This window comes from Neorhizobium tunisiense (genome assembly GCF_039631515.1).
Taxonomy (GTDB): Bacteria; Pseudomonadota; Alphaproteobacteria; order Rhizobiales; family Rhizobiaceae; genus Neorhizobium.
On sequence record NZ_JBDIUU010000001.1, the window covers coordinates 1,672,275 to 1,696,516 of the forward strand.

General features: G+C 62.3%; 24 protein-coding genes and 1 tRNA gene. 11 read left to right on the forward strand and 14 right to left on the reverse strand.

Translation table 11 applies throughout. The features are described 5' to 3' along the window. Positions 1-4: 4 nt before the first annotated feature. The 4 genes from pstA to phoR form a co-directional block, all read right to left on the reverse strand. The gene (gene pstA / locus ABCW43_RS08755) at positions 5-1,324 is read right to left on the reverse strand and encodes a phosphate ABC transporter permease PstA (RefSeq protein WP_345923099.1); all 1,320 of its coding nucleotides are present in this window, start codon (positions 1,322-1,324) and stop codon (positions 5-7) included. Further along, positions 1,321-2,805, reverse strand: coding sequence for a phosphate ABC transporter permease subunit PstC (gene pstC, locus ABCW43_RS08760; protein ID WP_345923101.1), 1,485 nt, complete (start codon positions 2,803-2,805; stop codon positions 1,321-1,323). Before pstC ends, pstA begins: the two co-directional genes overlap by 4 nt. A 187-nt stretch (positions 2,806-2,992) precedes the next feature. Further along, positions 2,993-4,027, reverse strand: coding sequence for a substrate-binding domain-containing protein (locus tag ABCW43_RS08765; protein WP_345923103.1), 1,035 nt, complete (start codon positions 4,025-4,027; stop codon positions 2,993-2,995). Positions 4,028-4,221: 194 nt separating this feature from the next. Then, positions 4,222-5,502 carry a phosphate regulon sensor histidine kinase PhoR gene (gene phoR, locus ABCW43_RS08770; RefSeq protein WP_445738908.1) on the reverse strand — a complete coding sequence of 427 codons (1,281 nt, stop codon included), beginning with the start codon at positions 5,500-5,502 and terminating at the stop codon, positions 4,222-4,224. 180 nt (positions 5,503-5,682) lie between these two features. Between phoR and ppk2 the strand changes: the two genes are divergently transcribed. After that, the gene (gene ppk2, locus ABCW43_RS08775) at positions 5,683-6,564 is read left to right on the forward strand and encodes a polyphosphate kinase 2 (RefSeq protein ID WP_345923107.1); all 882 of its coding nucleotides are present in this window, start codon (positions 5,683-5,685) and stop codon (positions 6,562-6,564) included. Between the two features lie 3 nt (positions 6,565-6,567). Here ppk2 and ABCW43_RS08780 read toward each other — a convergent pair whose 3' ends face one another. Beyond that, positions 6,568-7,809: a hypothetical protein gene (locus ABCW43_RS08780; RefSeq protein WP_345923109.1), complete on the reverse strand. Its 1,242-nt coding sequence runs from the start codon at positions 7,807-7,809 to the stop codon at positions 6,568-6,570. Between the two features lie 249 nt (positions 7,810-8,058). Here ABCW43_RS08780 and ABCW43_RS08785 point away from each other — a divergent pair, with 249 nt between their 5' ends. Then, positions 8,059-9,015 carry an NAD(P)H-dependent flavin oxidoreductase gene (locus ABCW43_RS08785; RefSeq protein ID WP_345923111.1) on the forward strand — a complete coding sequence of 319 codons (957 nt, stop codon included), beginning with the start codon at positions 8,059-8,061 and terminating at the stop codon, positions 9,013-9,015. A 130-nt stretch (positions 9,016-9,145) separates the two neighbouring features. After that, positions 9,146-9,221 (forward strand) — tRNA-Thr (locus ABCW43_RS08790). A 66-nt stretch (positions 9,222-9,287) separates the two neighbouring features. On the opposite strand, the gene ABCW43_RS08795 is transcribed toward ABCW43_RS08790, so the two are convergent. After that, positions 9,288-9,542, reverse strand: a complete 255-nt coding sequence (locus tag ABCW43_RS08795) for a DUF6074 family protein (protein ID WP_345923113.1) — start codon at positions 9,540-9,542, stop codon at positions 9,288-9,290. A gap of 368 nt (positions 9,543-9,910) precedes the next feature. Between ABCW43_RS08795 and ABCW43_RS08800 the strand changes: the two genes are divergently transcribed. Then, positions 9,911-10,684 (forward strand): siderophore-interacting protein, encoded by a 774-nt coding sequence (locus ABCW43_RS08800; protein WP_345923115.1) that lies wholly within the window; start codon positions 9,911-9,913, stop codon positions 10,682-10,684. Between the two features lie 63 nt (positions 10,685-10,747). Here ABCW43_RS08800 and ABCW43_RS08805 read toward each other — a convergent pair whose 3' ends face one another. The 5 genes from ABCW43_RS08805 to ABCW43_RS08825 all read right to left on the reverse strand — a co-directional run bounded on the left by ABCW43_RS08805 (position 10,748) and on the right by ABCW43_RS08825 (position 14,235). Then, complete coding sequence (locus tag ABCW43_RS08805; protein ID WP_345923117.1) at positions 10,748-11,089, reverse strand: YciI family protein; 342 nt, start codon at positions 11,087-11,089, stop codon at positions 10,748-10,750. Next, on the reverse strand, positions 11,079-11,921 hold the full coding sequence (locus ABCW43_RS08810) for a class III extradiol dioxygenase family protein (protein WP_345923118.1): 843 nt from the start codon (positions 11,919-11,921) through the stop codon (positions 11,079-11,081). Before ABCW43_RS08810 ends, ABCW43_RS08805 begins: the two co-directional genes overlap by 11 nt. After that, positions 11,914-12,267, reverse strand: a complete 354-nt coding sequence (locus ABCW43_RS08815; protein WP_046628082.1) for an extradiol ring-cleavage dioxygenase — start codon at positions 12,265-12,267, stop codon at positions 11,914-11,916. The genes ABCW43_RS08810 and ABCW43_RS08815 overlap by 8 nt, the downstream gene beginning before the upstream one ends. Next, positions 12,264-12,971, reverse strand: coding sequence for an alpha/beta fold hydrolase (locus ABCW43_RS08820; RefSeq protein ID WP_345923120.1), 708 nt, complete (start codon positions 12,969-12,971; stop codon positions 12,264-12,266). The genes ABCW43_RS08815 and ABCW43_RS08820 overlap by 4 nt, the downstream gene beginning before the upstream one ends. 232 nt (positions 12,972-13,203) lie before the next feature. Beyond that, positions 13,204-14,235 (reverse strand): uroporphyrinogen decarboxylase family protein, encoded by a 1,032-nt coding sequence (locus tag ABCW43_RS08825; protein ID WP_345923122.1) that lies wholly within the window; start codon positions 14,233-14,235, stop codon positions 13,204-13,206. A gap of 163 nt (positions 14,236-14,398) precedes the next feature. Here ABCW43_RS08825 and ABCW43_RS08830 point away from each other — a divergent pair, with 163 nt between their 5' ends. After that, positions 14,399-15,103, forward strand: coding sequence for a ribonuclease activity regulator RraA (locus ABCW43_RS08830; protein ID WP_345923124.1), 705 nt, complete (start codon positions 14,399-14,401; stop codon positions 15,101-15,103). Then, complete coding sequence (locus ABCW43_RS08835) at positions 15,103-16,029, forward strand: dihydrodipicolinate synthase family protein (RefSeq protein WP_345923125.1); 927 nt, start codon at positions 15,103-15,105, stop codon at positions 16,027-16,029. Before ABCW43_RS08830 ends, ABCW43_RS08835 begins: the two co-directional genes overlap by 1 nt. Positions 16,030-16,200: 171 nt before the next feature. Here ABCW43_RS08835 and ABCW43_RS08840 read toward each other — a convergent pair whose 3' ends face one another. Further along, positions 16,201-17,313 (reverse strand): NAD(P)/FAD-dependent oxidoreductase, encoded by a 1,113-nt coding sequence (locus ABCW43_RS08840; RefSeq protein WP_345923126.1) that lies wholly within the window; start codon positions 17,311-17,313, stop codon positions 16,201-16,203. Between the two features lie 127 nt (positions 17,314-17,440). On the opposite strand from ABCW43_RS08840, the gene ABCW43_RS08845 reads away from it, so the two are divergent. Beyond that, positions 17,441-18,391 carry a D-2-hydroxyacid dehydrogenase gene (locus ABCW43_RS08845; RefSeq protein ID WP_345923129.1) on the forward strand — a complete coding sequence of 317 codons (951 nt, stop codon included), beginning with the start codon at positions 17,441-17,443 and terminating at the stop codon, positions 18,389-18,391. Positions 18,392-18,415: 24 nt separating this feature from the next. Beyond that, positions 18,416-19,255 carry a GNAT family N-acetyltransferase gene (locus ABCW43_RS08850; protein WP_345923131.1) on the forward strand — a complete coding sequence of 280 codons (840 nt, stop codon included), beginning with the start codon at positions 18,416-18,418 and terminating at the stop codon, positions 19,253-19,255. On the opposite strand, the gene xth is transcribed toward ABCW43_RS08850, so the two are convergent. Further along, positions 19,252-20,025, reverse strand: a complete 774-nt coding sequence (gene xth / locus ABCW43_RS08855; RefSeq protein ID WP_345923133.1) for an exodeoxyribonuclease III — start codon at positions 20,023-20,025, stop codon at positions 19,252-19,254. The two genes, ABCW43_RS08850 and xth, sit on opposite strands and share 4 nt — an antisense overlap. A gap of 159 nt (positions 20,026-20,184) precedes the next feature. Here xth and ABCW43_RS08860 point away from each other — a divergent pair, with 159 nt between their 5' ends. From ABCW43_RS08860 to nadE, 3 genes are read left to right on the forward strand one after another with little or no spacing between them, the layout of a single operon-like run. Beyond that, positions 20,185-20,439, forward strand: coding sequence for an acyl carrier protein (locus ABCW43_RS08860; RefSeq protein ID WP_046628063.1), 255 nt, complete (start codon positions 20,185-20,187; stop codon positions 20,437-20,439). 10 nt (positions 20,440-20,449) lie between these two features. Further along, the gene (locus ABCW43_RS08865) at positions 20,450-22,003 is read left to right on the forward strand and encodes a class I adenylate-forming enzyme family protein (RefSeq protein ID WP_345923137.1); all 1,554 of its coding nucleotides are present in this window, start codon (positions 20,450-20,452) and stop codon (positions 22,001-22,003) included. Then, the gene (gene nadE, locus ABCW43_RS08870; protein WP_345923139.1) at positions 22,000-22,998 is read left to right on the forward strand and encodes an NAD(+) synthase; all 999 of its coding nucleotides are present in this window, start codon (positions 22,000-22,002) and stop codon (positions 22,996-22,998) included. Before ABCW43_RS08865 ends, nadE begins: the two co-directional genes overlap by 4 nt. A 34-nt stretch (positions 22,999-23,032) precedes the next feature. Here nadE and ABCW43_RS08875 read toward each other — a convergent pair whose 3' ends face one another. Beyond that, positions 23,033-24,145 carry a hypothetical protein gene (locus ABCW43_RS08875; protein ID WP_345923141.1) on the reverse strand — a complete coding sequence of 371 codons (1,113 nt, stop codon included), beginning with the start codon at positions 24,143-24,145 and terminating at the stop codon, positions 23,033-23,035. Positions 24,146-24,242 lie beyond the last annotated feature (97 nt).

The following is a 24,242-nucleotide window of genomic DNA, read 5'->3' on the forward strand; positions in this document are numbered from 1 at the left end:
CCTTCTACCAGCGCCGCTCGAAGCGACGCCGCAAGAGAATTGCGCCAACATTCATTAGGATGAGGAACAGGAGCAGGATGATGATTGCTCCCGAGGTACGCTCGACGAACGCGCGCTCCGCTTCGTTCGCCCACATGTAGATCTGTACCGGCAGCGCCGTCGACGGGTCGAGCGGCGTGGTCGGATAGTTGGCGACGAAGGCCACCATACCGATCAAGAGCAGCGGAGCGGTTTCGCCGAGTGCGTGGGCGAGACCGATGATCGTACCGGTCAGGATGCCGGGCATCGCGAGCGGCAGGACATGGTGAAAGATCGTCTGCATCTTGGATGCGCCGAGGCCGAGGGCCGCCGCGCGGATAGAGGGCGGCACAGCCTTCAGGGCCGCGCGGGTCGCGATGATGATCGTCGGCAGCGTCATGAGGGTGAGCACCAGGCCGCCGACCAAGGAGGCGGAACGGGGCAGGCCCATGAAGTTGACGAAGACCGCCAAGCCGAGCAGACCGTAGACGATCGAGGGAACGGCCGCGAGATTGTTGATGTTCACCTCGATCAGGTCGGTGAACTTGTTCTTCGGGGCGAATTCCTCGAGATAGATCGAGGCGGCGACGCCGATCGGCAGCGCCAGAATGAGCACGATCAGCATCATGTAGAACGAGCCGATCAGGGCAACGCCGACGCCGGCTGCTTCCGGACGGCTCGATGCGCCGTTGACGAAAATGCCGCTGTTGAAGTGCTTGGCAAGCGCGCCGCTATCGGACAGCTGCTTCATCCAGCCGAGCTGCTGGTCGTTGATCTTGCGGTTCTCCTGGCTGACGTCGAGGTCGATCTGGCCCTTGTAGGCCGAGTCGATATCGCCGGAGGCAAGCAGCGTTACCGTCTGCGTCGTGCCGATGATCGCCGGATTGGCGACCACCAGATCGCGCAACTGGACGCGGACACCATCCGACAGCATCTGGCCGATCGCGCGGGCCGCGACACGGTCGTCAACGCTGACGTTGAGCAGCTTGGCGAGAGCGTTGCGGGCGACGATCGGGTAGTTCGCCGTCATCAGCTTCTGCGGATTGGCGGCGCGTTCGTTCTGCGGATCGATGATCTGCTGCGAAAACTCGACCGGCATGGTGATCATGGTCTGCTGGAAGGCGGTGTATCCCTTGGAGACCACCGACCACAGCAGAAGCATCAGGAAGATGATGCCGAAGGAAAGCGCGGCGATGCCATAGGCACGGAAGCGACGCTCGGCGGCGTAGCGGCGCTTGATGCCGATATCGCGACGGACGGACCTGGCCTTGGGGATGCCGGCGGCGGGAGAAACCACATCGGTCATTCGTACTGCTCCCGGTATTTGCGCACGATATAAAGCGCATAGATGTTGAGGCAAAGCGTGATGGCGAAAAGCGTGATGCCCAGCGCGAAGGCAACCAGGGTCTGCGGCGAGGTGAACTCAAGGTCGCCCGTCAGCTGGTTGACGATCTTGACGGTCACGGTCGTCATCGGCTCGAAGGGGTTGATCTGCAGGCGGGCGGCGACACCGGCCGCAAGCACGACGATCATGGTTTCACCGACGGCGCGCGATGCAGTCATCAGAAGTGCGCCGACGATGCCCGGAAGAGCGGCCGGCAGGACGACCTTCTTGATGGTTTCCGAACGGGTGGCGCCGAGGCCCAGCGAACCGTCACGCAGGGCACGCGGCACTGCAGTGATGATATCGTCCGACAGCGAGGATACGTAGGGGATCAGCATGATGCCCATGACGAAACCGGCCGTCAAAACGCTCTGTGCCTGGATGAAGTTGGCATAGTCGCCAGTGACGAGGCCGTTCAGCTGCGAAGAAATGTCGCGAAGGAACGGGCCGACGGTGGTCAATGCGAAGAAGCCGTAGACGATGGTCGGAATGCCGGCGAGCACTTCGAGGAGCGGCTTGGCAACCGAGCGGACCTTCGGCGATGCGTATTCGGACATGTAGATTGCCGAAAAGAGGCCGATCGGAACCGCGAAGAGCATCGCGACGAAACCGATATAGAGCGTGCCGAGCAGCAGCGGAATGAGGCCAAACTGACCTTCGGAGCCACCCGAACCGGCAGCCGCAAAACGAGGATCCCATACCGTGCCGAAGAAGAATTCCCAGGCGGGAATGGCGGTGAAGAAGTGGGCGGCTTCCGTCAGCATCGACGCGACGATGCCGACCGTGGTCAGAATAGCGATCGAAGACGCGAGGACGAGGCTGCCGAGAACCACTTTTTCCACCCGATTGCGGGCGCGGAAGCGCGGCGCGATCTGGCGATAAGCGAAGAGGGCGCCGCCGATGGAGGCCCCCAGAACGACGATCGTCATGAGGATGCGGCTGACGAACGTCATCCTGTTCAGATCGGCAGCGGCCTTGACCATGAAGGGCTGCGGATCACCCGCAAGCGGGACACCCTTGGCGCCAAGCGCCGTACGAAGCTCCACCGGATTGTTTTCGATGCGAGCGATCTCGTCGCCGGTCAGCGCATTCATGCCGCGGGCGATCGAGGTAATCATCCCGTAGCTGAGACCCTGTTCGGCCTGCGACTGGGTTTTCACCTCTTCGGGAAACGCACCGCGTACCGAGGAGCTGATATACATGGGGCTGGCGACCAGCCAGACAAAGAGAATGACGACGGCCGGCAGGATCGCCCAGACAGCGACAAAAGAACCGTAATATCCGGGCCGCGAATGAAGTTTGGAGGAAATCCCTCCGACCAGTGCCATTGAATACCGGGCACCGGCGACGTAACCAGCTATGCCGATTATTGCCAAAATCAATAATATTAGTGATGTGTTCATCATAATCCCCCGGCGTACCGCCTTTGGCGGCAACCCATCACCGCCCAGCTCCGTTCATCGGAACCGATCGCATTCGCCGTCGCGCCTTGGGCAACACCATCGCCGCAAAGCCGACGATCCACGCCGATGCAAGAGCCTTCGGCGGGAAGAGAAAACGGCGCCGCCAAAAGCGGCGCCGGTCTTTCGATTACATCGTCTTGCCAGCGGAGAAGTCCTTGCGGGCCTGCACGCGCTGCGCTTCGGGAGCAGCAACGAGGCCGTACTCGACGAGCGGCGAGTCAGGACCGATCATGTCGTCGGACATGAAGAACTCGACGTATTCCTTAAGGCCGGGAACGACGCCCAGATGAGCCTTCTTCACGTAGAAGAACAGCGGGCGGGAGACGGGGTAGGTACCGTCAGCAATCACAGCCGCGGTCGGCTTGATGCCGTTGACGGTGGCGACTTTCAGCTTGTCGGCATTGTTTTCATAGAAGGCGAGGCCGAATACGCCGACGCCGGTCTTGTTGGCGGCGATGCGAGCGAGCGTCTCGGTATAGTCGCCGTCGATGTCGACAGCAACGCCGTCCTTGCGAACAGCAATGCACTTGGCGGCCGCCTGCTTGGCGTCCGGAACGAGCGTCTTGATGGCATCCGCGGCACCGGTTGCCTTGCAGCCTTCTGCCAATACCTTCTCTTCGAAGACTTCGCGCGTGCCGTGCTTCGTGCCCGGAATATAGGCAGCGATCGGGCCCTTCGGCAGAGTCGGGTTGATCTCCGACCAGTTCTTGTAGGGGTTGGCGACGAGCTTTCCGTCAACAACCACTTCAGCGGCAAGAGCCTTGTAGAAGTCCTTCGGCTCGATCTTCATTTCGCCGTTGCTGCTGGCGGTCGCGAAGACGATACCGTCGTAACCGATGCGAATTTCCTGGACGTCAGTCACGCCGGCTGCCTTGCAGGCTTCCAGTTCGCTCTTGTTGATCGGACGCGAAGAATTAGCAATGTCGATAGTGGCTTCGCCGACGCCCTTGCAGAATTCCTTGAGGCCCGCGCCCGAGCCGCCCGACTCGACGATCGGCGTCTTGAACTTCGGGAAGGCTTCGCCGAAAGATTCAGCAACGATCTTCGCATAGGGAAGAACCGTGGACGAACCGGCAACCTGGACCTGGTCGCGTGCGGCGGCGGCGCCGGCAAACGCAACGGAGGCCACCAAGGCAGCTGCAGAGAGTTTAAGGATGTTCATGAGGAATCTCCCGTCATGGGCTTGTGTGAATGCGGACGGCGCTGGCTCTCGCTCTCGCCAACGCTCGGCCCGCTTGTCTTAGCCGCTGTAGCCTCTCTCTTTTATGTCAGTTCGGTGAAACATTTATGACATATCAAGCAATTGATATTTCAACATAAAATTAATGCACGGCTTTGCAGTGAGAAGGTTTTATGTCAGAACCTGACGGTGAACTGGCTTCCCTTGCCAACTTCCGACTTCACGATCAGGCGCGCTCTGTGGCGGGTTAGGATGTGCTTGACAATTGCAAGGCCGAGGCCCGTCCCTTTCTTGGAGCGGCTGTCGGCCACGCTGACCCGGTAGAAGCGCTCGGTCAGCCTCGGAACGTGCTCGGCCGGAATGCCCGGCCCCTGGTCGACGACGGTCACTTCCACCGGATCGGAGGCGCCGTTGCGCAGATAGACGTCCACGAACTTGCCTTCCTGGCCGTATTTGCAGGCGTTCTCGATCAGGTTTTCGAAAACCTGGACGAGTTCGTCGCGATCACCGAGGACCTCCACCTTGCCTTCCGGCAGATGCGTGCGGATCTCGACCCCGAGGTCGTCGGCGAGCGGGACCAGCGCATCCCGCACATGACTGATCAGCGGCTTCAGGTCGATCGTCTGGTCGGGTGCGATATGGGATTTGAGCTCCAGGCGTGACAGCGACATGAGGTCATCGACAAGACGGCTCATACGCGTCGCCTGGTCGAACATGATGGCGAGGAACCGCTCATGCGCGGCGGGATCGGAGCGCGCCGGCCCCTGCAGGGTTTCGATGAAGCCTCGCAGCGAGGCAAGCGGTGTACGCAGCTCATGGCTGGCATTGGCGACGAAATCCGAGCGCATCCGATCGATACGGCGCAATTCCGAAATATCCCTGAAAGAGAGCAGATAGAGCTTCTGCGCCACTCCTTCGGAGCTTTGCTGCATCGGCTTGCCGAGATCGATGGGCGCGATACGCAGGGTATAGACGCGCTCGGAGGGCAGCCGCTCGGAATGCTCGATCTGGTTGGGCTCGTCGGTGGCAATGGTTTCCCGCACCATGTCGAGAATGCCCGGGGACCGTAGCCGTGCCGAAAGATGCGAACCGGGAGAAAGAATTCCAAAAGCCCTTTCGGCAGCCTTGTTCTGATAAAGGACCGTGACGTCCTCGCCGAGTACGAAAGCCGGAATATCCAAGGCACTCAGCGTTGCCGCCACCTGAGGTAATGGCTGAAAGCCCGGCTGTTCTTTCTCGACGACCTCGATCACCGGCGGAGGAGGGGCGGCAGGCTTGCGGCCAACGACGACCAGCACCAGGAGCAGCCAGCCCACGAGGACGCCCACCCAGTCCATACCGATCAGAAAGGCGATCGTCGCCAGAAGAGTTAGAAGCAGCAACAGAGGTCGTTCCTGGCGAGCCCTCGCAACGAGCGTGCCCCGACCCCGACGCCATTTCTCCAATACCGACTCCACAGATAGACTCGCAGCTTTCACAGGTTGAACACGCGCTCATATATCCCTTGCATGACAGATATACATCGCTTCCCGTGGGATATCGGAAAAATGGCGCTATCGGGACGGTAGCAGAATTTCGAACTTGCGTTACATATCGGCTACCGCCCCGTACGGGGATCGATCGGAGGAAGCAGTATCATGGCGGATGAAACCGGAAGCCGGGCAGTCAACATCGACATCAACGGCAAGCTCAAGCGGTTCGATATCGATGACCCGGTACTGCCGGCCTGGATCGAGGAACATGCCCTCGGCTCCGGTGGATATCCTCATGACGACAAGCTGGACAAGGACAAATACGCAAAGCAGCTCGAAAAGCTGCAGGTCGAACTCGTCAAGGTGCAGTTCTGGCTGAAGGCGACCGGCAAGCGGATGATGGCGCTGTTCGAGGGCCGTGATGCCGCCGGCAAGGGCGGCACGATCTTTTCAATCAATGCCTATCTCAATCCACGTTCGGCCCGTGTGGTAGCGCTCACCAAACCGACGGAGACCGAGGCCGGCCAGTGGTATTTCCAGCGCTACATCTCGCATTTCCCGACCTCGGGGGAGATCGTGCTGTTCGACCGCTCCTGGTACAACCGAGCCGGGGTCGAGCCGGTGATGGGCTTCTGCACGCCGGAACAATACAAGGATTTCATGAAGGCGGTTCCGCGCTTCGAGGACACGATTTCCGACGAAGGCATCATCTTCTTCAAGTTCTGGCTCGATATCGGCCGCGAGATGCAGCTCAAGCGTTTTCATGACCGGCGGCACGATCCGCTCAAGATCTGGAAACTGTCGCCGATGGATATCGCCGCGTTCAACAAGTGGGACGATTACACCGAGAAACGCGACGCGATGCTCGAAAAGACCCATAACAAGGAAACACCATGGGCGGTCGTGCGAGCCAACGACAAGCGCCGCGCCCGCCTCAACGTCATCCGCCATATGCTGCTGTCGCTGGACTACGAGGGTAAGGACAAGGACGCCATCGGCGAAATCGACGACAAGACCTTCGGTTTCGGCCCGAAGTTCCTCATATAGAGATCATTGGCCGGGCAGGATGCGTACCGAATAGAGCAGCACCGCCCGGTCGGCGCCGTCGATACCGCTGTTGAAGACCAGGCGGCCGGGCCGGTTGGGGGCGAGCGAGCGTTCGAAGGTCACCCGGAAGAGTGCCTCCAGCTTCTCCTGCGTTGCCGTGAAGCGATGGCGGCTGCAGCTGCCGAGACTTCCGAAATCGCAGCGCACCGACAGCTGCGCGGAACTGTTCTGCCCCGACTGCAGGGTCAGCGCCACCGTCGAGCTCTTGCCGGCCATTTCGCGCAGCACTTCCGGCGGCACTTCGACCGAGACATCGCCGCCCTCGCCTGACGTCGCCGATACGATGCGGACAGCCTGCCCTTCCGAGGCGGAGACCGCCTCGACTTTCGCCTGGCCGCCGGCTTTCATTTCCGCCGACTTGGAGGGCGCGAAGATCTCGACCCATTCATCCGAGAAACCACGGCGCGGATCGAAGGCGACCGGGCCTCCCGATCCCTGACCGGCGACCGAGCGGTCGGCCGACTTCATCGCTTCCTCGATGATCGACTGCACCAGCCCGGATTGGTAAAACCACCAGCAGGCACCGCCGACCACGCCAAGAGTGATGATCCAGGTCAGGAGATGCGACAGGAAACCACGACGCTTTCGGGGTTTCGCGGCCCGTTCCGGGGGGACATCCAGTCCGCCATCGGATGACGGGCGGGCGCCCTTGTTCGTTTTGTTCGTCTTGCCCGGCTTTGCCGCCTTCGTCTGAGGCGCCGGTTCGAATCGCTCGGCTTCGATCCGCTCACCGCGCGCGGGGCTGACGCCGCCGAGATCCCCGGAGGACATCGCCGCAGCAGCTGGAGCGGGGGAGCGCGTCTCGCCTGAAACGGTATCGATGGGCGGCGCTACAGGCGGTGGTGCCACAGACCGTTGCGGCGCTTCCGGCCGTGGGCGAGCCTCCATGGCCGGAGACTCTACCGCCATGGATTCCGCAGCATATGGCAGTTCCGGATCGAGCTCGACAATGGATTCAGCCGCCGGTTCGGCCAAGCGCTGCACCTCAGCCATCTCGATCTCGTGGATCTTGCGCTCCAGCAGTTCATGCTGCTGCATGATGATCAACCGGTCGGTAACGCCCTGCTTGCGAAGGCCGGCGTCCAGCGCCTGGCGCGCCGACTGATAAATACGTGCCCTGATCTCCCGGTCCGCCCGGTTCGAGCGATCCAGTGCGTTCCTGATGGCCGTTTCCAAACCGCTCACTGCCGGTCCTTCTTCATATTCATTCCCACTGCGCGGGAGTTTACGTTTCGGTAACCTCTCCGCCGCGGAACTGCAAGCACCGCCTTCGACTGCACCATGGCCAAAAATAAGGAGAGGATATGTCGGGACCATCTACCGGGGCGTCGCGAAGTTCCGCTCCAAAAATCTTTCCACCGGCTTTTCGCATTGCCTGCGATCTGGTAGACGGATTTACGTTTGCGTAAAGGTCAATCGGGAGGTTTTTGATCCATGCTTCCAGCAATCCTCAAGGACAGGCTCCGCCTGCCCGTGGTCGCGTCGCCATTGTTCATCATTTCCCATCCGGAATTGACGCTGGCGCAATGCAAGGCCGGCGTCGTCGGCGCCTTCCCGGCGCTCAATGCGCGGCCGGAAAGCCAGCTCGACGAGTGGCTGGCCATGATCACCGAGGATCTCGCCACCTATGACGCCGCCAACCCGCAGAGGCCTGCCGCACCCTTTGCCGTCAACCAGATCGTTCATACCTCCAACAAACGGCTGGAGCACGACCTGATGATGTGCGTGAAATACAAGGTGCCGATCGTCATCTCCTCGCTCGGGGCGGTGCCGGAGGTGAACGCCGCCGTGCATTCCTATGGCGGCATCGTGCTGCACGACATCATCAACAACCGCCACGCCAATTCGGCGATCCGCAAGGGCGCCGACGGGCTGATCGCGGTCGCCGCCGGCGCCGGCGGGCATGCCGGCACGCTTTCGCCTTTCGCGCTGGTGCAGGAAATCCGGGAATGGTTCGACGGGCCGCTGCTGCTCGCCGGCGCGATCGGCACCGGTGGCGGCATTCTTGCGGCGCAGGCCATGGGCGCCGACATGGCCTATATCGGCTCGCCCTTCATCGCCACGAAGGAGGCACGCGCCGTCGAGGGCTACAAGCAGATGATCGTCGATTCGAACGCTGCCGACGTCGTCTATTCCAACTATTTCACCGGCATACACGGCAACTACCTGAAGGGTTCGATCACCGCCACCGGCATGGATCCGGACGCGCTTCCGGTCGCCGATCCGTCCAAGATGGATTTCGACCAGGCCGTCAGCGGACCGAAGGCCTGGAAGGAGATCTGGGGCGCCGGTCAGGGGGTCGGCGCGGTCAAGGCGGTGGTCCCGGTCGCCGAACTCGTCGACCGGCTGGAAGACGAATACCGGGCGGCGCGCGAGCGCCTCGCAGTTTGAACCAACGGCTGGATAAGAACCGTCTTTTCAGGAAAATCGTCGAGAAGCCAAAAACCCGGCTTGAAATCGCAGGTCATTGCCTGTATCAGCCGCATCACTCGCAGCCCCGGCAAAACCGGTCGCTGCCCGTGCCGCTTTAGCTCAGGTGGTAGAGCACATCATTCGTAATGATGGGGTCGCAGGTTCGAGTCCTGCAAGCGGCACCACTTGTTTTCCAATTCTTCCACAGCGCCTGCGTCGCCGATATCGGTCGGCGCGAAGGCCGGCGGGCGTCACCCCGCCACGACGCTCGTTTCGTCGTCGAGGCAATCGCTTTGGAGCTGCATCTGGACAGCGTGCATGAACAGGCCGGCCTGGCGGGAAATTTCCTCGTCTGCCACGCCCTGGGCTCTGAGGGCTGCCGCAAAACCAGCCATTTCCGATCGCCAGAAACGGTTCGCCTGTTCGCCGTGAAGCCGCAGAAGCGCCTCGGCGCAGCGTTTTACGTCCGCGGTGCGCCGATCGGCGGGGAATTGCAGCAGTGTCATGCCATCTCCATATTGTCGGGCGAATCGCCCAGGGGATCGCAGCACATTGGCCGCCAGTCCTTCACAAAGGCTGAACGACTGGAGGTATCTGGTGCGGGAAGGTGGATGTCGAGGCCATCGCCGCGAAGATGCGGCCTGACGACAGCTGTTTCTCAGTTTCCCAACTGGCAAAATTACCCGAGTTGACGCTCGGCCGCCCTTGCCGTCCGGACTTTGCCCGCCTAACTAGAGTTCACACTGCGAATGCCGCAAGGCTTCGCACGTAAGCGTTAACGTCACTCAACGCGCTGATCGACCGGGCATTGCCGGTTTCGGTCTGCGCGGCTGTGTCCCGCAGGTCGATATCGACATCCCGTGAAAGGATTTAGATGAACGACCTTACGACCCAGGACCAGACGTCCTCCGCCCCCAAGATCCAGCGCATTCGTCACGAACTCAAGCGTCGTGTGCTGACGGTCGAAACCGTCGAGCGCATCACGCCGCAGATGCTGCGCATTACGCTCAGCGGCGAGGATCTTTCGGATTTCGTCAGCGCTGCACCGGACGACCACGTCAAGATATTCCTGCCAACCGATGCCGCAGAACCGGAGCGCCGCGACTACACACCCCGGCGGTACGATCAGAACGCTCGATCCCTGGTGCTCGATTTCGCCGTCCATGATGCCGGTCCCGCCACGCGATGGGCGCTGGATGCCGAGCCGGGCAGCACGTTGTCGATCGGCGGCCCGCGAGGTTCGGCCGTCATCGCCGGCGTGAAACGCTGGCTACTTATTGGCGACGAGACCGGCCTTCCGGCGATAGGCCGCCGCATTGAAGAGGCCGATGGAAACGCCGTGATCATGAGTATCGGGCTGGTCGCGGGGCCCGAAGAGGAACAGGTCTTCGAGACGCAGGCGTCGCTCGATACGCGCTGGGTGCACCGCCCTCTTTCCCGCGCCACGGATGCCTCCGGGCTGATCTCCGTACTCGAGACGATCGCGCTTCAGCCCGAGACCTTCGTCTGGGTCGCCGCCGAGGCCTCGGTCGCCCGTGCCGCTCGCGCCTATTTGGTCGAGAAGCGCGGATATCCGCTCGCCTGGATCAAGGCCGCCGGATATTGGGCCGAGGGCAAGGCGGATGCCCATGAGACGATCGGGGACTGAGCCAAATGACAAAGGCCGCGCCATCCTGGCCTGATGGCGCGGCCTTTTAATGCCCCAAATAGATCAGCCGTGCTTTCGCAGGGTCATCGGGTCGCTGATCCGAGCCGCCTGGAACGTGTCCGGCAGTTGCGTCAGCTCGATCACCGAAACGATCCCGGCGCGATTGAAGGGATCGCCTTGCGCAAAAGCCTGCGCCTCTTCAAGGCTTGCGGCCCCCAGGATGCCGAAATTGCCGATCGACGAACCGCCCTCGTCGACGAGGGCGGAGCCGATCAGGACCGCGGTAAGCCCCTCTCCGCCCGACTGGACCCAGGCCCGGTGCGACGGGCGGTGGGTATCGCGGGCGGCGTCCTGGCCTTTGTGGTGCAGGCAGCGCATCAGGAAGAACATCGGATCAGGCCGCATTTTCCAAGACGACCATGCCGGCGCCGGTCATCGAAGCCGGGGCGTGGTAGTGTTTGTGGATAAGGTTGACGTCGCTGTTCATCGCAGCGCGCATGACGAGCCACATGATCAGCTCGGCACCTTCGGAGCCGAACTGTTCGACATAATCCTCGCGGCTCATGGCACGATAGGGTTCCGGATTGCTGGCGATGCCCTCGAGCCAGGCGCGGTCGGCCGTCTGGTTGATGAAGCCGGCGCGGGCGCCCTGCAGCTGATGCGACAGGCCGCCGGTGCCGAGAATGACAACGCGTTCATCGCCTGGCCAGCTTTCAATCGCTTCACGCAGGACCTTGCCCATTTCCCAGCAGCGCTGCGGGGTGGGGATCGGATACTGAATGGTGTTGACCCAGATCGGCAGAACCTTCACCGGCCAGGCGTCCGGCCGGCCGAAGAACAGCTCCATCGGCACCTGCAGGCCGTGATCCACCTCAATCTCGCGGCAGACCATCGGGTCGAAATGGCGCTCGACCAGCTTGTCGACGAAATGCCAGGAGAAATCCACGGCTCCCTCGAATGCCGGGATGGCGCGCGGACCCCAGCCTTCGTCGACCGGATTGTAGGTCTCGGCGACGCCGACTGCGAAGGTCGGAACGCGGTCGAGGAAGAAGGTATTGCCGTGATCGTTGAAGACGACGACGGCGATATCGGGCTTGGCGTCCCGCATCCACTGCTTGCCGACTTCGTAGCCGTCGAAGAACGGCTTCCAGTCCGGCGTGTCGCGCAGCCCCTTGTCGAGTGCCGCACCAATCGAGGGAACGTGGCTCGTTCCAAGCCCACCGATGATCTTAGCCATTGCGCTTTTTTCCCAGTCTCAGATGCAGGAAGTCTTCGTGTTCCATGCTGGCCTGGGCTGCGCCGATCCGGGTGATCGGGGTCGGATCGACCGCCGAGATCTTCAGGATGAAGAAAAGGTTGCCGCCGAGGCGAACCATCTCATGCCAGTCACGGGCCATGACCGCCGACTTTTCATGAGCGCTCAGCCCAAAACTGTCGAGATAGGCTTCTTCGTCAGCCTTGAAGGCTGCACGGTTGGCGGGCTGGCCGAGCGCCATCGCCATCTTGTTGATCCGATAGCCGCGGATCGAGCCCGCCCGGTCGAAGAGCGGGGTATCCGGTATCGTGGCTGCTGCTTCACTCATTGAGATTCTCCAAATCTGCGCGCCAGCCATTCGGTGATGGCAGCGGCGGTTTCCACGGGCCGTTCGACGGGAGCGAAATGCCCGGCATTTTCAATGATGACGAGCTCGGCATCCGGCGCTGCGTCGGCGATTTCCTGGTGCTGTGCGATCGGGCTCCAACCATCCTGGCGAGCGGCGACAAGCAGGATGGGACAACGAAGATCGGCGATATAGGCGCTGGCGTCCGGGCGGCCGATGAGGGCGCGAATATGGCGCTCATGGACCTGCGAACCTGCCCTGAGGACCATGGCGTGGAGGCGTCCGATCAGTTGCCTGTCACCAACCCGAGCCGGATCGAGCATCGGCGGCAGCCATTGCTGCGCCAGTTCATCGATGCTGCGGTTGCCGAGATCGATCATCTGCTGCCGCTTGATTTCTTCGCCTTCGCGCTTCGGATGATGTCCGGTGTTCGCCAGCACCAAGCCGCGGACCCGGTCCGGCGCCATGTGAGCCATTTCCAGGGCGACGCGGCCTCCCATCGAATGGCCGACAGCAACGATGTCGCCAGCCGTCTCATCGAGAAGCGTTCGAGCCATACCGGTGATCGATGTGCCGCCGAAGAGATCCGCGTGATGAACCGGCATGAAGCCGGAAGCCGCTTCCGCCAAGGGCGCCCAGACGATCGCGTCCGATACAAGCCCGGGTATGAGAACAAGGGTCGTCATGATCTTCCTATCGAGGAGTTCATCGGCCCATCCCGCCTGAAAATCCTCCACACAATGTATACATCAGTTTTAATTAGGATACAATAGGTGTTCTTTTAAGCGTATAATCGCACTATTTTGTCAATTTGGGATCCAAATTTATAAGTCACGTGTACGTGAATACCGAAAGTCAAAAAACAAAAGGGCGATTGCCGCGGCAATCGCCCTTTTGTCCGGGAACTCGAATGGGAAATCAGACGGCTTCGCCAAACTCCCGGCGCATGATCTTGGCGCCCTCGACCATGGCCTTCATCTTGCCAAAGGCCACCTCGCGGGGCAGGTATTTCATGCCGCAATCCGGTGCGACGATGATGTTCTTGGCCTCGACGTAAGGCAGCGCCCGGCGGATCCGGTTGGCGACGGTTTCCGGGCTCTCGACATTCATGTCCGACAGGTCGATGACGCCGAGCATCAGGGTCTTGCCGGAAAGGCCGGTTAGCGTCGAGCAATCGAGGTTCGATTGCGCGGTTTCGAGCGACACCTGGTGACAGGAGCAGCCGGAAAGCTGGGTCAGGAAGGAATAACCTGACGGCCGCTCGTGGATGATGGCCGCATAACCGAAGCAGATGTGCACGGCGGTCGTACCCTTGACGCCGTCCAGCGCGCGGTTGAGCGCAGCCAGGCCGTATTGCTCGGCCTTCTGCGGGCGAGCCTGCATGTAAGGCTCGTCGATCTGCACCACGTCAGCGCCGGCTGCGAACAGATCACGGATTTCGGCGTTGACCGCATCAGCATAGTCGTAGGCGGCTTCTTCCTCCGACTTGTAGAAATCGTTCTGGGCCTGCTGCGACATGGTGAAGGGGCCAGGAACGGTGATCTTGATCTTGCGGTCCGTGTGGCTGCGCAGGAATTTCACGTCCTCGGCCTCCACCGCGTGCTTGCGGCGGATCTTGCCGGTAATGCGCGGAACGGGGTTCGGATGGCCGGAACGATCGAGCGCCGATCCCGGATTGTCGAGATCGACGCCTTCGAGCGCAGTCGCAAAGCGGTTCGAATAGCTCTCGCGGCGGATTTCGCCATCGGTGATGATGTCGAGGCCAGCTTCCTCCTGCGCCTTGATCGCCATGATCGTCGCGTCATTCTGCGCTTCGGCGAGGTATTCCTGGGGGATGCGCCAGAGCTCCCTGGCGCGGACGCGGGGCGGGAAACGGCCCGCGAGCTTGGCCCGGTCGATCAGCCATTCCGGCTGCGGATAACTGCCGACGAGTGTCGTTGGAAAAAGCACTGTCTCATCCTCCCATGTGTCAGTGTTGAAAGACGTTATACCTCGACAGACGGCCATCATGTCAATGACGACAGGGGCGTTAGTTCCTTGACGAACGAGAAGTCGCGACCGAATATCGCCCGCCGCCTGCGAAGGCGGCATTCAAGATTCCCAAGGAGAATTCATGCCGCTGGACCCCAAGATCATCGAGACGCTGAAGGGCGTCTCCACCGCCACGCTGACCACGGTGCTTTTGAAGAAGGGCCTGCGCAATGTCTGGATGCGCGGCACGAAGCCGCTGAAGCCGGGCCAGGGCCGCGTCGTGGGGCCGGCCTTCACGCTGCGTTTCGTGCCCGCCCGCGAGGATCTCGCGACGCCGGAAAGCTGGGCTTCGCCGATTTCCACCCGCGCGGCGATCGAGGCGATGCCGGAGGGCTGCGTCGCGGTCGCGGATGCGCTCGGCGTCACCGATGCCGGCATTTTCGGCGACATTCTCTGCTCGCGGATGGCGAAGCGCGGCGTGGCGGCGCTTGTCACCGACGGCGTGATGCGTGATGCGGAAGGCGTGCTCGGCAGCGGCATGAAGGTCTGGTGCGACGGTATCGCCGCCCCGCCTTCCGTCGCCGGCCTGACTTTCGTCGGCTGGCAGGAGCCGATCTCCTGCGGCGGTGTCGCGGTTTTCCCGGATGATATCGTCGTCGTGGACGAGGATGGCGCGGTGCTGATCCCCGCAAAACTGCTCGACGCGGTCGTCGCCGAAGCACCTGAGCAGGAACGCATGGAAGGCTGGATCATGACCGAGGTGGACCGCGGCGTGCCGCTGCCGGGCCTCTACCCGATGAATGCGGAAACGAAAGCCCGCTATCAGGCCTGGAAGGACGCGCAATAATGACTTTCGGGATTGAGTCCAAGGGCGTCTACGCCATCGCCACAACGCCGTTCTTCGAGGACGGATCGATCGATTTCAATTCGATCGATCGGCTGACGGATTTTTATGAGCAGAGCGGCTGCACCGGCATCACCATTCTCGGCATCATGGGCGAAGCGCCGAAGATGGAGCCGGACGAAAGCCGGGCGATCATCAAAAGGGTCGTTTCTCGCGCCAAAGTGCCGATCATCGTCGGCGTCTCGGCGCCCGGCTTTGCCGGCATGCGCTCGCTCGCGCGCGATGCGATGGACATGGGCGCTTCCGGCGTGATGATCGCGCCGACGCCGGCGCTGCGCACCGACGACCAGATCGTCAACTATTTCGCCGGCGCCGTCGAAGCGGTCGGCGAGGATGTGCCGTGGGTGCTGCAGGATTATCCGCTGACGCTCACTGTCGTCATGTCGCCGGGCGTGATCGCCAGGATCATCACCAACCATCCCTCCTGCCTGATGCTGAAGCACGAGGACTGGCCGGGGCTTGAAAAGGTCTCGAAGCTGCGCGCCATGCAGAAGGCGGGAGAGCTCCGTCCCTTCTCGATCCTCTGCGGCAATGGCGGCCTCTTCCTCGATTTCGAACCGGAGCGCGGCGCCGACGGCGCGATGACGGGCTACGGTTTCCCGGACATGCTGACGGAACTGGTCAATCTCTTCGCCGCTGGCAAGCGCGACGAGGCGCATGACCTGTTCGACGCGCATCTGCCGCTGATGCGCTACGAGCAGCAGGCCGGCATCGGTCTCGCGATCCGCAAACACGTGCTGAAACGGCGCGGCGTCATCACGTCGGATGCGCAGCGCAAGCCGGCCCAGATGCTGAGCCCCGTTGCAAAGGCGGAAGTTGACTATCTGCTCACTCGTCTCGCGAAGAAGGACAAGCGCGCGGCGTTTTGAGACGATGTCATTGGCGACGGCGAGTGCCCCCCTCATCCGACCCTTCGGGCCACCTTCTCCCCGCTGGGGAGAAGAGGGAATTTGCCGCAACGTCTCCGCTCCTCCTCTCCCCTTGGGGAGAGGGTGCCGAGCGAAGCGGCGGCAGGGTGAGGGGGCAACCTGCTCTGAGCGTTATGAAACAAGCCGCCGAACACTCTCCGCGATCGCCAAGGATGAAGTCAGCCCCGGACTTTCGATGCCGTAAAGCGCGGCATAGGCCGGGTGGCCGGTCGTTTCGGGCCCCTGAATAACGAAGTCACCACCCCCTCCCCCATTCGGACCGACGACTTTCGGCCGCATGCCCGAATAGGCCGGCTGCAGGGCGCCGTCCGGCAGATTTGGCCAATAGCGGCGGATCGCTCCATAGAACTTGTCGGCGCGGCTTGGGTCGACGTCGTAATCAATCGTCTCCACCCATTCGACATCCGGGCCGAAACGAGCCTGGCCGGCGAGATCGAGTGTCAGGTGGACGCCAAGCCCGCCGGGCTCCGGCACCGGGTAGATCAGCCGCTCTGCCGGCGCGCGGCCGGCCAGGGAAAAATAGCAGCCTTTTGCGTAATGGCGCTCGGGAATTGCGTGGCGATCGAGGCCGGCGATACTCTCGGAGACCGCCCAGGCATTCAGCCCGGCTGAATTCACCACCAGTTTCGCCTCGATCTCCACAGGATCGCGGCCGCCGACCGAAAGCCGCAGGGCATCGGCCAGAAACTCGCCGCCAAGGACGGGCGAGTTCAGCACGATGCTGCCGCCATGCGCTTCGATGTCGGCGATATAGGCCTCCATCAGGCTGTGGCTGTCGATGATACCTGTTGACGGCGAGACGAGCGCGGCAAAGCCGGTGATGTGAGGCTCGAGGCAGGCGAGTTCCGCGCCGTCGATCAGCCGGCAATCGTCGACGCCGTTGGCTTGCGCCTGCTTCAGCAATTTTTCGAGATAAGCGACTTCGGCCTCGTTCGAGGCGACGACCAGCTTGCCGCATCGCTTGTGCGGGATGTGGCGGTTGCGGCAATAGTCGTAGAGCTTCTGTTTGCCGGCGACGCAGAGTTCGGCCTTCAGGCTTCCGGTCGGGTAGTAGAGCCCGGCGTGGATGACCTCGCTGTTGCGGGAAGACGTGACGCTGCCGGTCAGCGATTCGGCTTCCAGGAGCACCACGTCGCGGTCGGCCATCGCCAGTTCCCTGGCCACCGCCAGCCCCACCACGCCGCCGCCGATGACGACGCAATCGAGGCTCAACACTTCACCCATGACATTCTCCGCACTTTGGCCTTCCGGATGACAGGCGGGATGATATACGAGAAACCCATCGTGGCCAGCGCTTCGGCCACCGTGGATTCGATTGGGAGGAGTTTCAAATCATGCAGGAATTTTCGCGATGAAGGTCGTATTTCTGGACCGCGACACGATCGGCCCTTCGGTGACGATCACCCGGCCCGCCTTTGCGCATGAATGGGTCGAATACGGCAAGACGGCACCGGAGGATGTGGCCGCCCGTATCGCCGACGCGGATATCGTCATCACCAACAAGGCACCGGTGCGCGAGCAGTCGATCGCCAATGCCCCTAAGCTGAAGATGATCGCGGTCGCCGCGACCGGCTACGACGTGATCGACCTCGCCTTTGCCAAGGAGCGCGGCATTGTCGTCTCCAACGTGCGCGGTTATGCGGTCAACACCGTGCCGGAGCATGCGTTCGGCCTGATCTTTGCCCTCCGCCGCTCGATCGTCGGCTTCCGTCAGGACGTGATCGCCGGCGAATGGCAGCGCGCCAACCAGTTCTGCTTCTTCAACCACCCGATCAAGGATCTGGCCGGTTCGACGCTCGGCATTTTCGGGCGCGGCACGCTCGGCAAGTCGGTGGCGAAGATCGCCGAAGCCTTCGGCATGAAGGTCATTTTCGCGGCCCGCAAGGATGCCGAAAAGGTCGAGGCCGGGTACACCGCCTTCGACGAGGTGCTGGAAACCGCCGATATCATCACCTTCCACATGCCGCTGACGCCGGCGACCCGCAACCTCATCGGCCTTGCCGAGTTCAAAAAGATGAAGCGGCATCCGCTGATCATCAACACCGCCCGCGGCGGGCTGGTGAACGAGGCGGATCTGGTGACCGCGCTCAACGAAGGCCTGATCGGCGGCGCCGGTTTCGACGTGCTGACCAAGGAACCGCCGGCGCCGGACAACCCGCTGTTGACGATCCTGGAGCGGCCGAACTTCATCCTCACCCCGCATGTGGCCTGGGCGAGCGACGAGGCGATGCAGTCACTGTGGGCGCAGGTCATCACCCATGTCGAGAATTTCGAAGAAGGCTCGCCGTCCAACGTGCTCTGAAGCCGCAACCGTGGGAGAGAGGTCATGACATCCGCCGTTTCCCATCGCCGCCTCTCGGAATGCAGCCTGGAAGATGCGGCCGAAGGTTTTGCCACCGGCTTTTCGGGCTATGTGGTGCCGATGAATGTGACGGTCCCATCGCTGCAGTTACGCATCGAGCGCGATCACGTCGATCTCGATGAGAGCTTCGTCTATTTCGACGGCGAGAAGCCGGCGGGCATTTTGCTGATCGGCCGGCGGGGTGATCTTTCACGGATCGGCGCGATCGGCATCGGCCCGACGATCCGCGGTCGCGGGTTCGGGCGTAGCGTCATGCTGGATGCCCTCAAGGCGGCGAAGGCGCGCGGCGACCGCAAGCTCATCCTCGAAGTGATCAACACCAACGAGCGGGCGCGCGATCTTTATCTATCGCTCGGCTTTGTGATTTCCCGCAAACTTGTAGGCTTCGGCCGCAGCCGCAAGCTTGCCGCGCCGGATGTGGCGCCGGCCGAGGAATGCGAACTCGGGACGGCTGCCGGGATGCTCGCGAGGTTCGCGGACGCCGATCTCACCTGGCAGACGGATCCCCGCAGTTTCCAGAAAGCCGGGCCGCCGCTGAAAGGGTTCGCGCTCGACGGCAAGGCTGCCGTGCTTCTGGATGATACGGGTAAGGACATCCGGCTCTTCGGTCTCGCAGTCGATCCCGCCCATCGCCGGCAGGGGTTTGGCCGGTCGCTGACCGATGCCCTCGCCGCCCGTTATCCAGGCCGCAGGCTGTTTATCATCGAAAACGTGCCGGAGGGCCTGCTCGACCGGTTCATGCGGCGGATCGGCTGGCAGAAAAGTACGCTGACCCAGTCCGAAATGGCGATCGATCTGGCCTAGTCGGCGAGTTCGATCCAGGCCGGCGCATGGTCGCTGGCATGTTCGAGGCCGCGGACATGGCGATCGACGCCAGCCGCCTCCAGCCGGTGCGCGATCGAGGGGCTGAGCAACAGGTGGTCGAGCCGCAGGCCCGCATCGCGGCCCCAGGCATTCCGGAAATAATCCCAGAAGGTATAAATGCGCTCGCCCGGGTGCAGCTTGCGGATTGCGTCTACCCAGCCTCGGCCCTGCAACCGGGAAAAGGCCTCACGTACTTCCGGCCGGAACAGCGCGTCGTCCCGCCAGCGTTCCGGCTTGTAGACATCGAGATCGGTCGGCATCACGTTGTAGTCGCCGGCAAGCACGACGGGCGCGCCGGTATCCAGCAATGCCTGAGCATGCACCAGGAAGCGCTCGTACCAGGCAAGCTTATAGGCGAACTTTGGCCCTGGGGCGGGATTGCCGTTCGGGGCATAGAGGCAGGCGATGAGCACGCCCTGCACGGCGGCTTCGATATAGCGGCTGTGAAGGTCTTCCAGATCGCCCGGCAGGCCCCGGCGCGTTTCGATCGGATCGGCGTCGCGGGCAAGAATGGCGACGCCATTCCAGCTTTTCTGGCCGTGCCAGACTGCACCATATCCCGCTCTTTCGATTGCGCCGGCTGGAAACTTCTCCTGCGGTGCTTTCAACTCCTGCAGACAGACCACGTCCGGCCTGGCCTCCTCGAGCCATTCGAGGAGCAAATCAAGGCGACCGTTGACGCCGTTCACATTGAAGGTCGCGATCTTCATGGAAGCACCAACGCCGGTGCCGGCATTTGGATGCGGTTAAGCTTGTGAACAAAAGCCATTTAGAAATTAGCAAAACATTCAGGGATAGTCTGGAAGATGCCCTTTCAATCGACCGCGCCGCATCCGCGCGGCAAAAACTGTTTGTGGAGAGGGCCGTCGATGGCGGAAGCAATCGAAAATAGCGTGCGCGAATTCATTGCGGAGAATTTTCTTTTCCGGGCCGACGCGCAGGTTTCCAACAACCAGTCGCTGCTCGAAAGCGGCGTGATCGATTCCACCGGCGTGCTCGAACTGATCGCCTTCCTGGAGCAGACCTACGGCATCACCGTTGCCGACGAGGAAATCGTTCCGGAAAACCTGGACAGCATCGACAACATGACGAGCTACCTGTCGACCAAGCTGGCAGCGGCCTGAGGCTGCGCCGATGCGCATAGAGGCCAGGCTCCGCGACAGCGCCAGACGTTTCGGCGACAAATGCGCGCTCATTGCGGGCGACACCCGGCTGACCTATGCGGAACTCGACGCCTCGTCCGACCGGCTCGCCGCAAGCATCGCCCGCAGAGGCATCAAGCCCGGCGACCGGGTGCTGATGGTGCTGGATAACGGCCATGAAGCGGTCGTCAGTTTCTTTGGCCTCTGGAAGGCGGGCGCCGTGCCCTGCCCGCTTTATCCGTCGATCAAGGCGGAAAAGCTCTCTGTGATTCTAACCAGCACCCAGGCTTCCGCAGTAGTCACCCATGCCCGTCAGCGGGCAACCGTGGATATGGCTGTCGCCATGACGAAGATGCAGCCGCTGACGATCGTTGCGCAGGCGGATGCCGGCGAAGATCTCGGTCATGGATTGCGGTTCGAAGATCTGGTCAGCGGTGAGGTTTCCGTTCCGCGCAGGGACTTCGAAGACACCGAAGCGCTAGCGCTGCTGTTGCATACCTCCGGTTCAACCGGCCAACCGAAGGGCGTGATGCTCACCCACGCCAACGTTGGCGCCGCCTGCGAGGCGATCGTCACCTATCTCGGCAATACGGCCGAGGACGTCGTGCTCAGCGTCCTGCCACTGTCCTTCGGCTACGGCATCACGCAGGTGGTGACGATGGTGATGGCTGGCGGCACGCTGGTTCTCGAAAAGAGCTTCGCCTTTCCGCGGAAGATCCTCGAACGGCTGGCGGAGGTAAAGGCGACAGGTTTCCCGCTCGTGCCGCCGATGGCCGCCCTGATTACCGGCATGAAGGACCTGGAGCCGGGTTTCCTGCCGCATCTGCGTACTATCACCAGCGCCGCCGCAGCCATGCCGCCGGCTCTTGCCGAGCGGTTGCAGCAGCTTTTCCCTAATATTCGGCTTTTCCTGATGTACGGCCAGACGGAATGCCTGCGTGCGACCTATCTGCCGCCTGAAGAGGTTTCCCGCCGGCCGCTTTCGGTCGGCCGCGCCATTCCCGGAACCAGTGCTTTCGTGATCGATGAGGACGGCCGTCCCGCTCTTCCGGGCACGATCGGTGAACTTGTGGTCGAAGGGCCGCATGTGATGTCCGGTTACTGGGGCAACGGCCTGACCTCGGTACGGGCACTTTCGCCGGTTGCGGGCGGCAGGCGCCTGCACACCGGAGATCTCTTCCGGGCGGATGCGGACGGCTTTCTCTATTTCGTCAGCCGGCGCGACGACATCATCAAGACACGCGGCGAAAAGGTCAGTCCACAGGAGGTCGAGCGCGCGCTCTATGCCTTGCCCGGCATCAGGGAAGCGGCGGTTGGCGGCATCGACGACCCGATATTCGGCCAGGTCGTCCGCGCCTATGTGGTGGTGGAGGACGGCGTGACGCTTACCGAGCGGGAAATCATCCGCCACTGCGCCCGGTTGCTTGAAGATTACATGGTGCCGAAAAGCGTCGAGTTCCGCGACGCGCTGCCGCGCACGACGACCGGCAAGATCCGGCTCGGCGCGGACGAAACAAACACAGTCACACGGGGGAATGTCGCATGATCCAGAGCCTGAAGCAGGCCCAAGGGGCGGGAAAATTCTCGGCCGAGAAGCTGAAGCTCGATGCGGAGGCCGAGATCGAGCGCATCTGCGGCTGGCTGCGGCAGACGGTGCTGAAGGACTTGCGCAAGCGTGGCGCGGTGCTGGGCTTATCCGGCGGCATCGATTCCAGCGTCACCGCCGCCCTTTGCGCCCGCGCGCTCGGGTCGGGCAAGGTGACGGGCATCTTCATGCCGGAACATGATTCCGATCCGGACAGCCTGAAGCTCGGCAAGGCGCTGGCACAAGCGGTCGGAGTCGAAACAGTTCTCGAAGACATCGGCCCGGCGCTAGCCGCCGCCGGCTGCTATACCCGCCGCGACGGCTTTATCCGCCAGATCGTCCCGGAATTTTCGGAGGGCTGGGGCTGCAAGGTGGTGCTGGAAAATGCGCTGACCGGCCGCGGCTACAACATTTCCTGGCTGGTGGTCGCCAATCCGGCCGGCGAGCAGAGCCGCCACCGCATGCCGCTCGAGGTCTATCTCGGCATGATCGCGGCCGCCAACATGAAACAGCGTACCCGCAAGCAGATCGAATATTACCACGCCGACCGGCTGAACTTTGCCGTCGCCGGCACGCCGAACCGGCTCGAATACGACCAGGGCTTCTTCGTGAAGAACGGCGATGGCGCCGCGGACTTCAAGCCGATCGCGCATCTCTACAAGAGCCAGGTCTATCAGCTAGCCGAAGCGCTCGGCGTGCCCGCCGATATTCGCCGGCGCCCGCCGACGACCGACACATGGTCGCTGCCGCAGGGCCAGGACGAATATTATTTCTCGCTTCCCTATGATCGCATGGACCTCTGCCTCTACGGGCTCGACAATGGGATTGCGCGGGAAGAGGTCGGCGACGCCGCCGGGCTGACGCCGGACGAGGTGGACGCCGTCTGGCGCAATATCGCCTCAAAGCGCAAGGTGGCGGAATATCTGCATGCCGAACCGGTGACTATGCTCGGTTAAGTGGGCTCGGTTAAGTGGGCTCGGCTGAGAAGTCTCAGTCGAACCAGTCGCCGATCAGGCGCGTCCAGCTTTCTCCGGCAAGTCCGCAGATCAGCGCCTGACCGGACCTGATAGGCTCCAGCAGGCTCTTGTCGCGCGCCTGCGCAACAAAGAACGAGCGGCCGTAGAAAATCGTCTTGCGGCTCATCAGCGTCGGGATCAGCCATGGATGCGCGCCGCCGCGTATACCGGAGCATCCCATTTCGTAAGCGTGGGCAAACAGGTCGTCGACCATTTCCGCAGCCGCGTTCGGCGCCGACAGTGCCTGCAGGAGCCAGCCGATCTCACCGGGACTGGCGAAATAGACGTAGGCCGCAACCGGCCGCCCGTCGGGAGCAAAGCCGACGCGCCATTCCGGATAGCCGAAATTCCGTTTGTTTTCCGCTTGCTCCAGGAACCACCCCAACGAACGATCATCCCAGCGGGGGTGAAGGGGATAGTTCGCGACAAGCGTCAGAACCGCCGTGCCGAATTCCTCGCGGGTGACATCGCGGAACGTGATCTTCGAGGCGCTGCGTTCGGCCGGCCGAAGAGGCGTCATACGGACGAGAGCCGCGCCCCGGTCGGCGATCCGGCCGAAGGGGCGCAGGAGGGTGGCGGGACGCAACCGCCTAGCCAGGACCTCGACCGCCGCGGAAGCCGGACGCAGGATGCGCAGCCAGTTCATGCTGTAGCCGGGATCGAGCGGGTGTCCGGCCTTCTGCCACATGCCGAGCGCCGTGGAATTGGCGGTCTCCGTCAGTGAGATATCTTGCGGGCCGGCGAGGAAGGAGCGCAGCAGCCGTGCACCGGCGAGTGGATTTTCCTTCGGGTTCTGGACCATCATCGAACCGGCGAAGGCGGCACGAAGCGGCCGGCCATCAAGTTCCAGCCGCGACGGAAAGACGCCGATGAAACCGGAGACCCTTCCGCCAGCGCCCGCAAAGACCTTGGAACGGATATCGGGCTCCGCCCAGGGATGATCGAAAAAGGCTTCTTCCAGATAGGCGATCAAAGAGGGCGACGGCGCATTCGTTTTGCGGAACGTCTCCTGGAAAAGCTGCGCTACAGCCTCGATATCCCCGCGCTCGAAATCGCGGACCGTGCCCGCTTCCGTCTTTCCCGTCATCGCCATCCCCTTGTCGCGAGGACCTTGCATCACGAGAATTAAATAAACGAAAAGAGGCCCCGCAACGCGGAGCCTCCGGAGTTCCGTTGGCGGGACG

Coding starts and splice junctions, on each gene's coding strand:
- ABCW43_RS08840 (WP_345923126.1), bottom strand. CDS start 17,313: ATGGGTGAAGTGTTGAGCCTCGATTGCGTCGTCATCGGCGGCGGCGTG.
- ABCW43_RS08865 (WP_345923137.1), top strand. CDS start 20,450: ATGCGCATAGAGGCCAGGCTCCGCGACAGCGCCAGACGTTTCGGCGAC.
- ABCW43_RS08850 (WP_345923131.1), top strand. CDS start 18,416: ATGACATCCGCCGTTTCCCATCGCCGCCTCTCGGAATGCAGCCTGGAA.
- ABCW43_RS08785 (WP_345923111.1), top strand. CDS start 8,059: ATGCTTCCAGCAATCCTCAAGGACAGGCTCCGCCTGCCCGTGGTCGCG.
- ABCW43_RS08835 (WP_345923125.1), top strand. CDS start 15,103: ATGACTTTCGGGATTGAGTCCAAGGGCGTCTACGCCATCGCCACAACG.
- ABCW43_RS08875 (WP_345923141.1), bottom strand. CDS start 24,145: ATGACGGGAAAGACGGAAGCGGGCACGGTCCGCGATTTCGAGCGCGGG.
- ABCW43_RS08795 (WP_345923113.1), bottom strand. CDS start 9,542: ATGACACTGCTGCAATTCCCCGCCGATCGGCGCACCGCGGACGTAAAA.
- ppk2 (WP_345923107.1), top strand. CDS start 5,683: ATGGCGGATGAAACCGGAAGCCGGGCAGTCAACATCGACATCAACGGC.
- ABCW43_RS08805 (WP_345923117.1), bottom strand. CDS start 11,089: ATGCGGCCTGATCCGATGTTCTTCCTGATGCGCTGCCTGCACCACAAA.
- ABCW43_RS08845 (WP_345923129.1), top strand. CDS start 17,441: ATGAAGGTCGTATTTCTGGACCGCGACACGATCGGCCCTTCGGTGACG.
- ABCW43_RS08820 (WP_345923120.1), bottom strand. CDS start 12,971: ATGACGACCCTTGTTCTCATACCCGGGCTTGTATCGGACGCGATCGTC.
- ABCW43_RS08810 (WP_345923118.1), bottom strand. CDS start 11,921: ATGGCTAAGATCATCGGTGGGCTTGGAACGAGCCACGTTCCCTCGATT.
- ABCW43_RS08830 (WP_345923124.1), top strand. CDS start 14,399: ATGCCGCTGGACCCCAAGATCATCGAGACGCTGAAGGGCGTCTCCACC.
- ABCW43_RS08860 (WP_046628063.1), top strand. CDS start 20,185: ATGGCGGAAGCAATCGAAAATAGCGTGCGCGAATTCATTGCGGAGAAT.
- nadE (WP_345923139.1), top strand. CDS start 22,000: ATGATCCAGAGCCTGAAGCAGGCCCAAGGGGCGGGAAAATTCTCGGCC.
- pstC (WP_345923101.1), bottom strand. CDS start 2,805: ATGAACACATCACTAATATTATTGATTTTGGCAATAATCGGCATAGCT.
- xth (WP_345923133.1), bottom strand. CDS start 20,025: ATGAAGATCGCGACCTTCAATGTGAACGGCGTCAACGGTCGCCTTGAT.
- ABCW43_RS08815 (WP_046628082.1), bottom strand. CDS start 12,267: ATGAGTGAAGCAGCAGCCACGATACCGGATACCCCGCTCTTCGACCGG.
- pstA (WP_345923099.1), bottom strand. CDS start 1,324: ATGACCGATGTGGTTTCTCCCGCCGCCGGCATCCCCAAGGCCAGGTCC.
- ABCW43_RS08800 (WP_345923115.1), top strand. CDS start 9,911: ATGAACGACCTTACGACCCAGGACCAGACGTCCTCCGCCCCCAAGATC.
- ABCW43_RS08765 (WP_345923103.1), bottom strand. CDS start 4,027: ATGAACATCCTTAAACTCTCTGCAGCTGCCTTGGTGGCCTCCGTTGCG.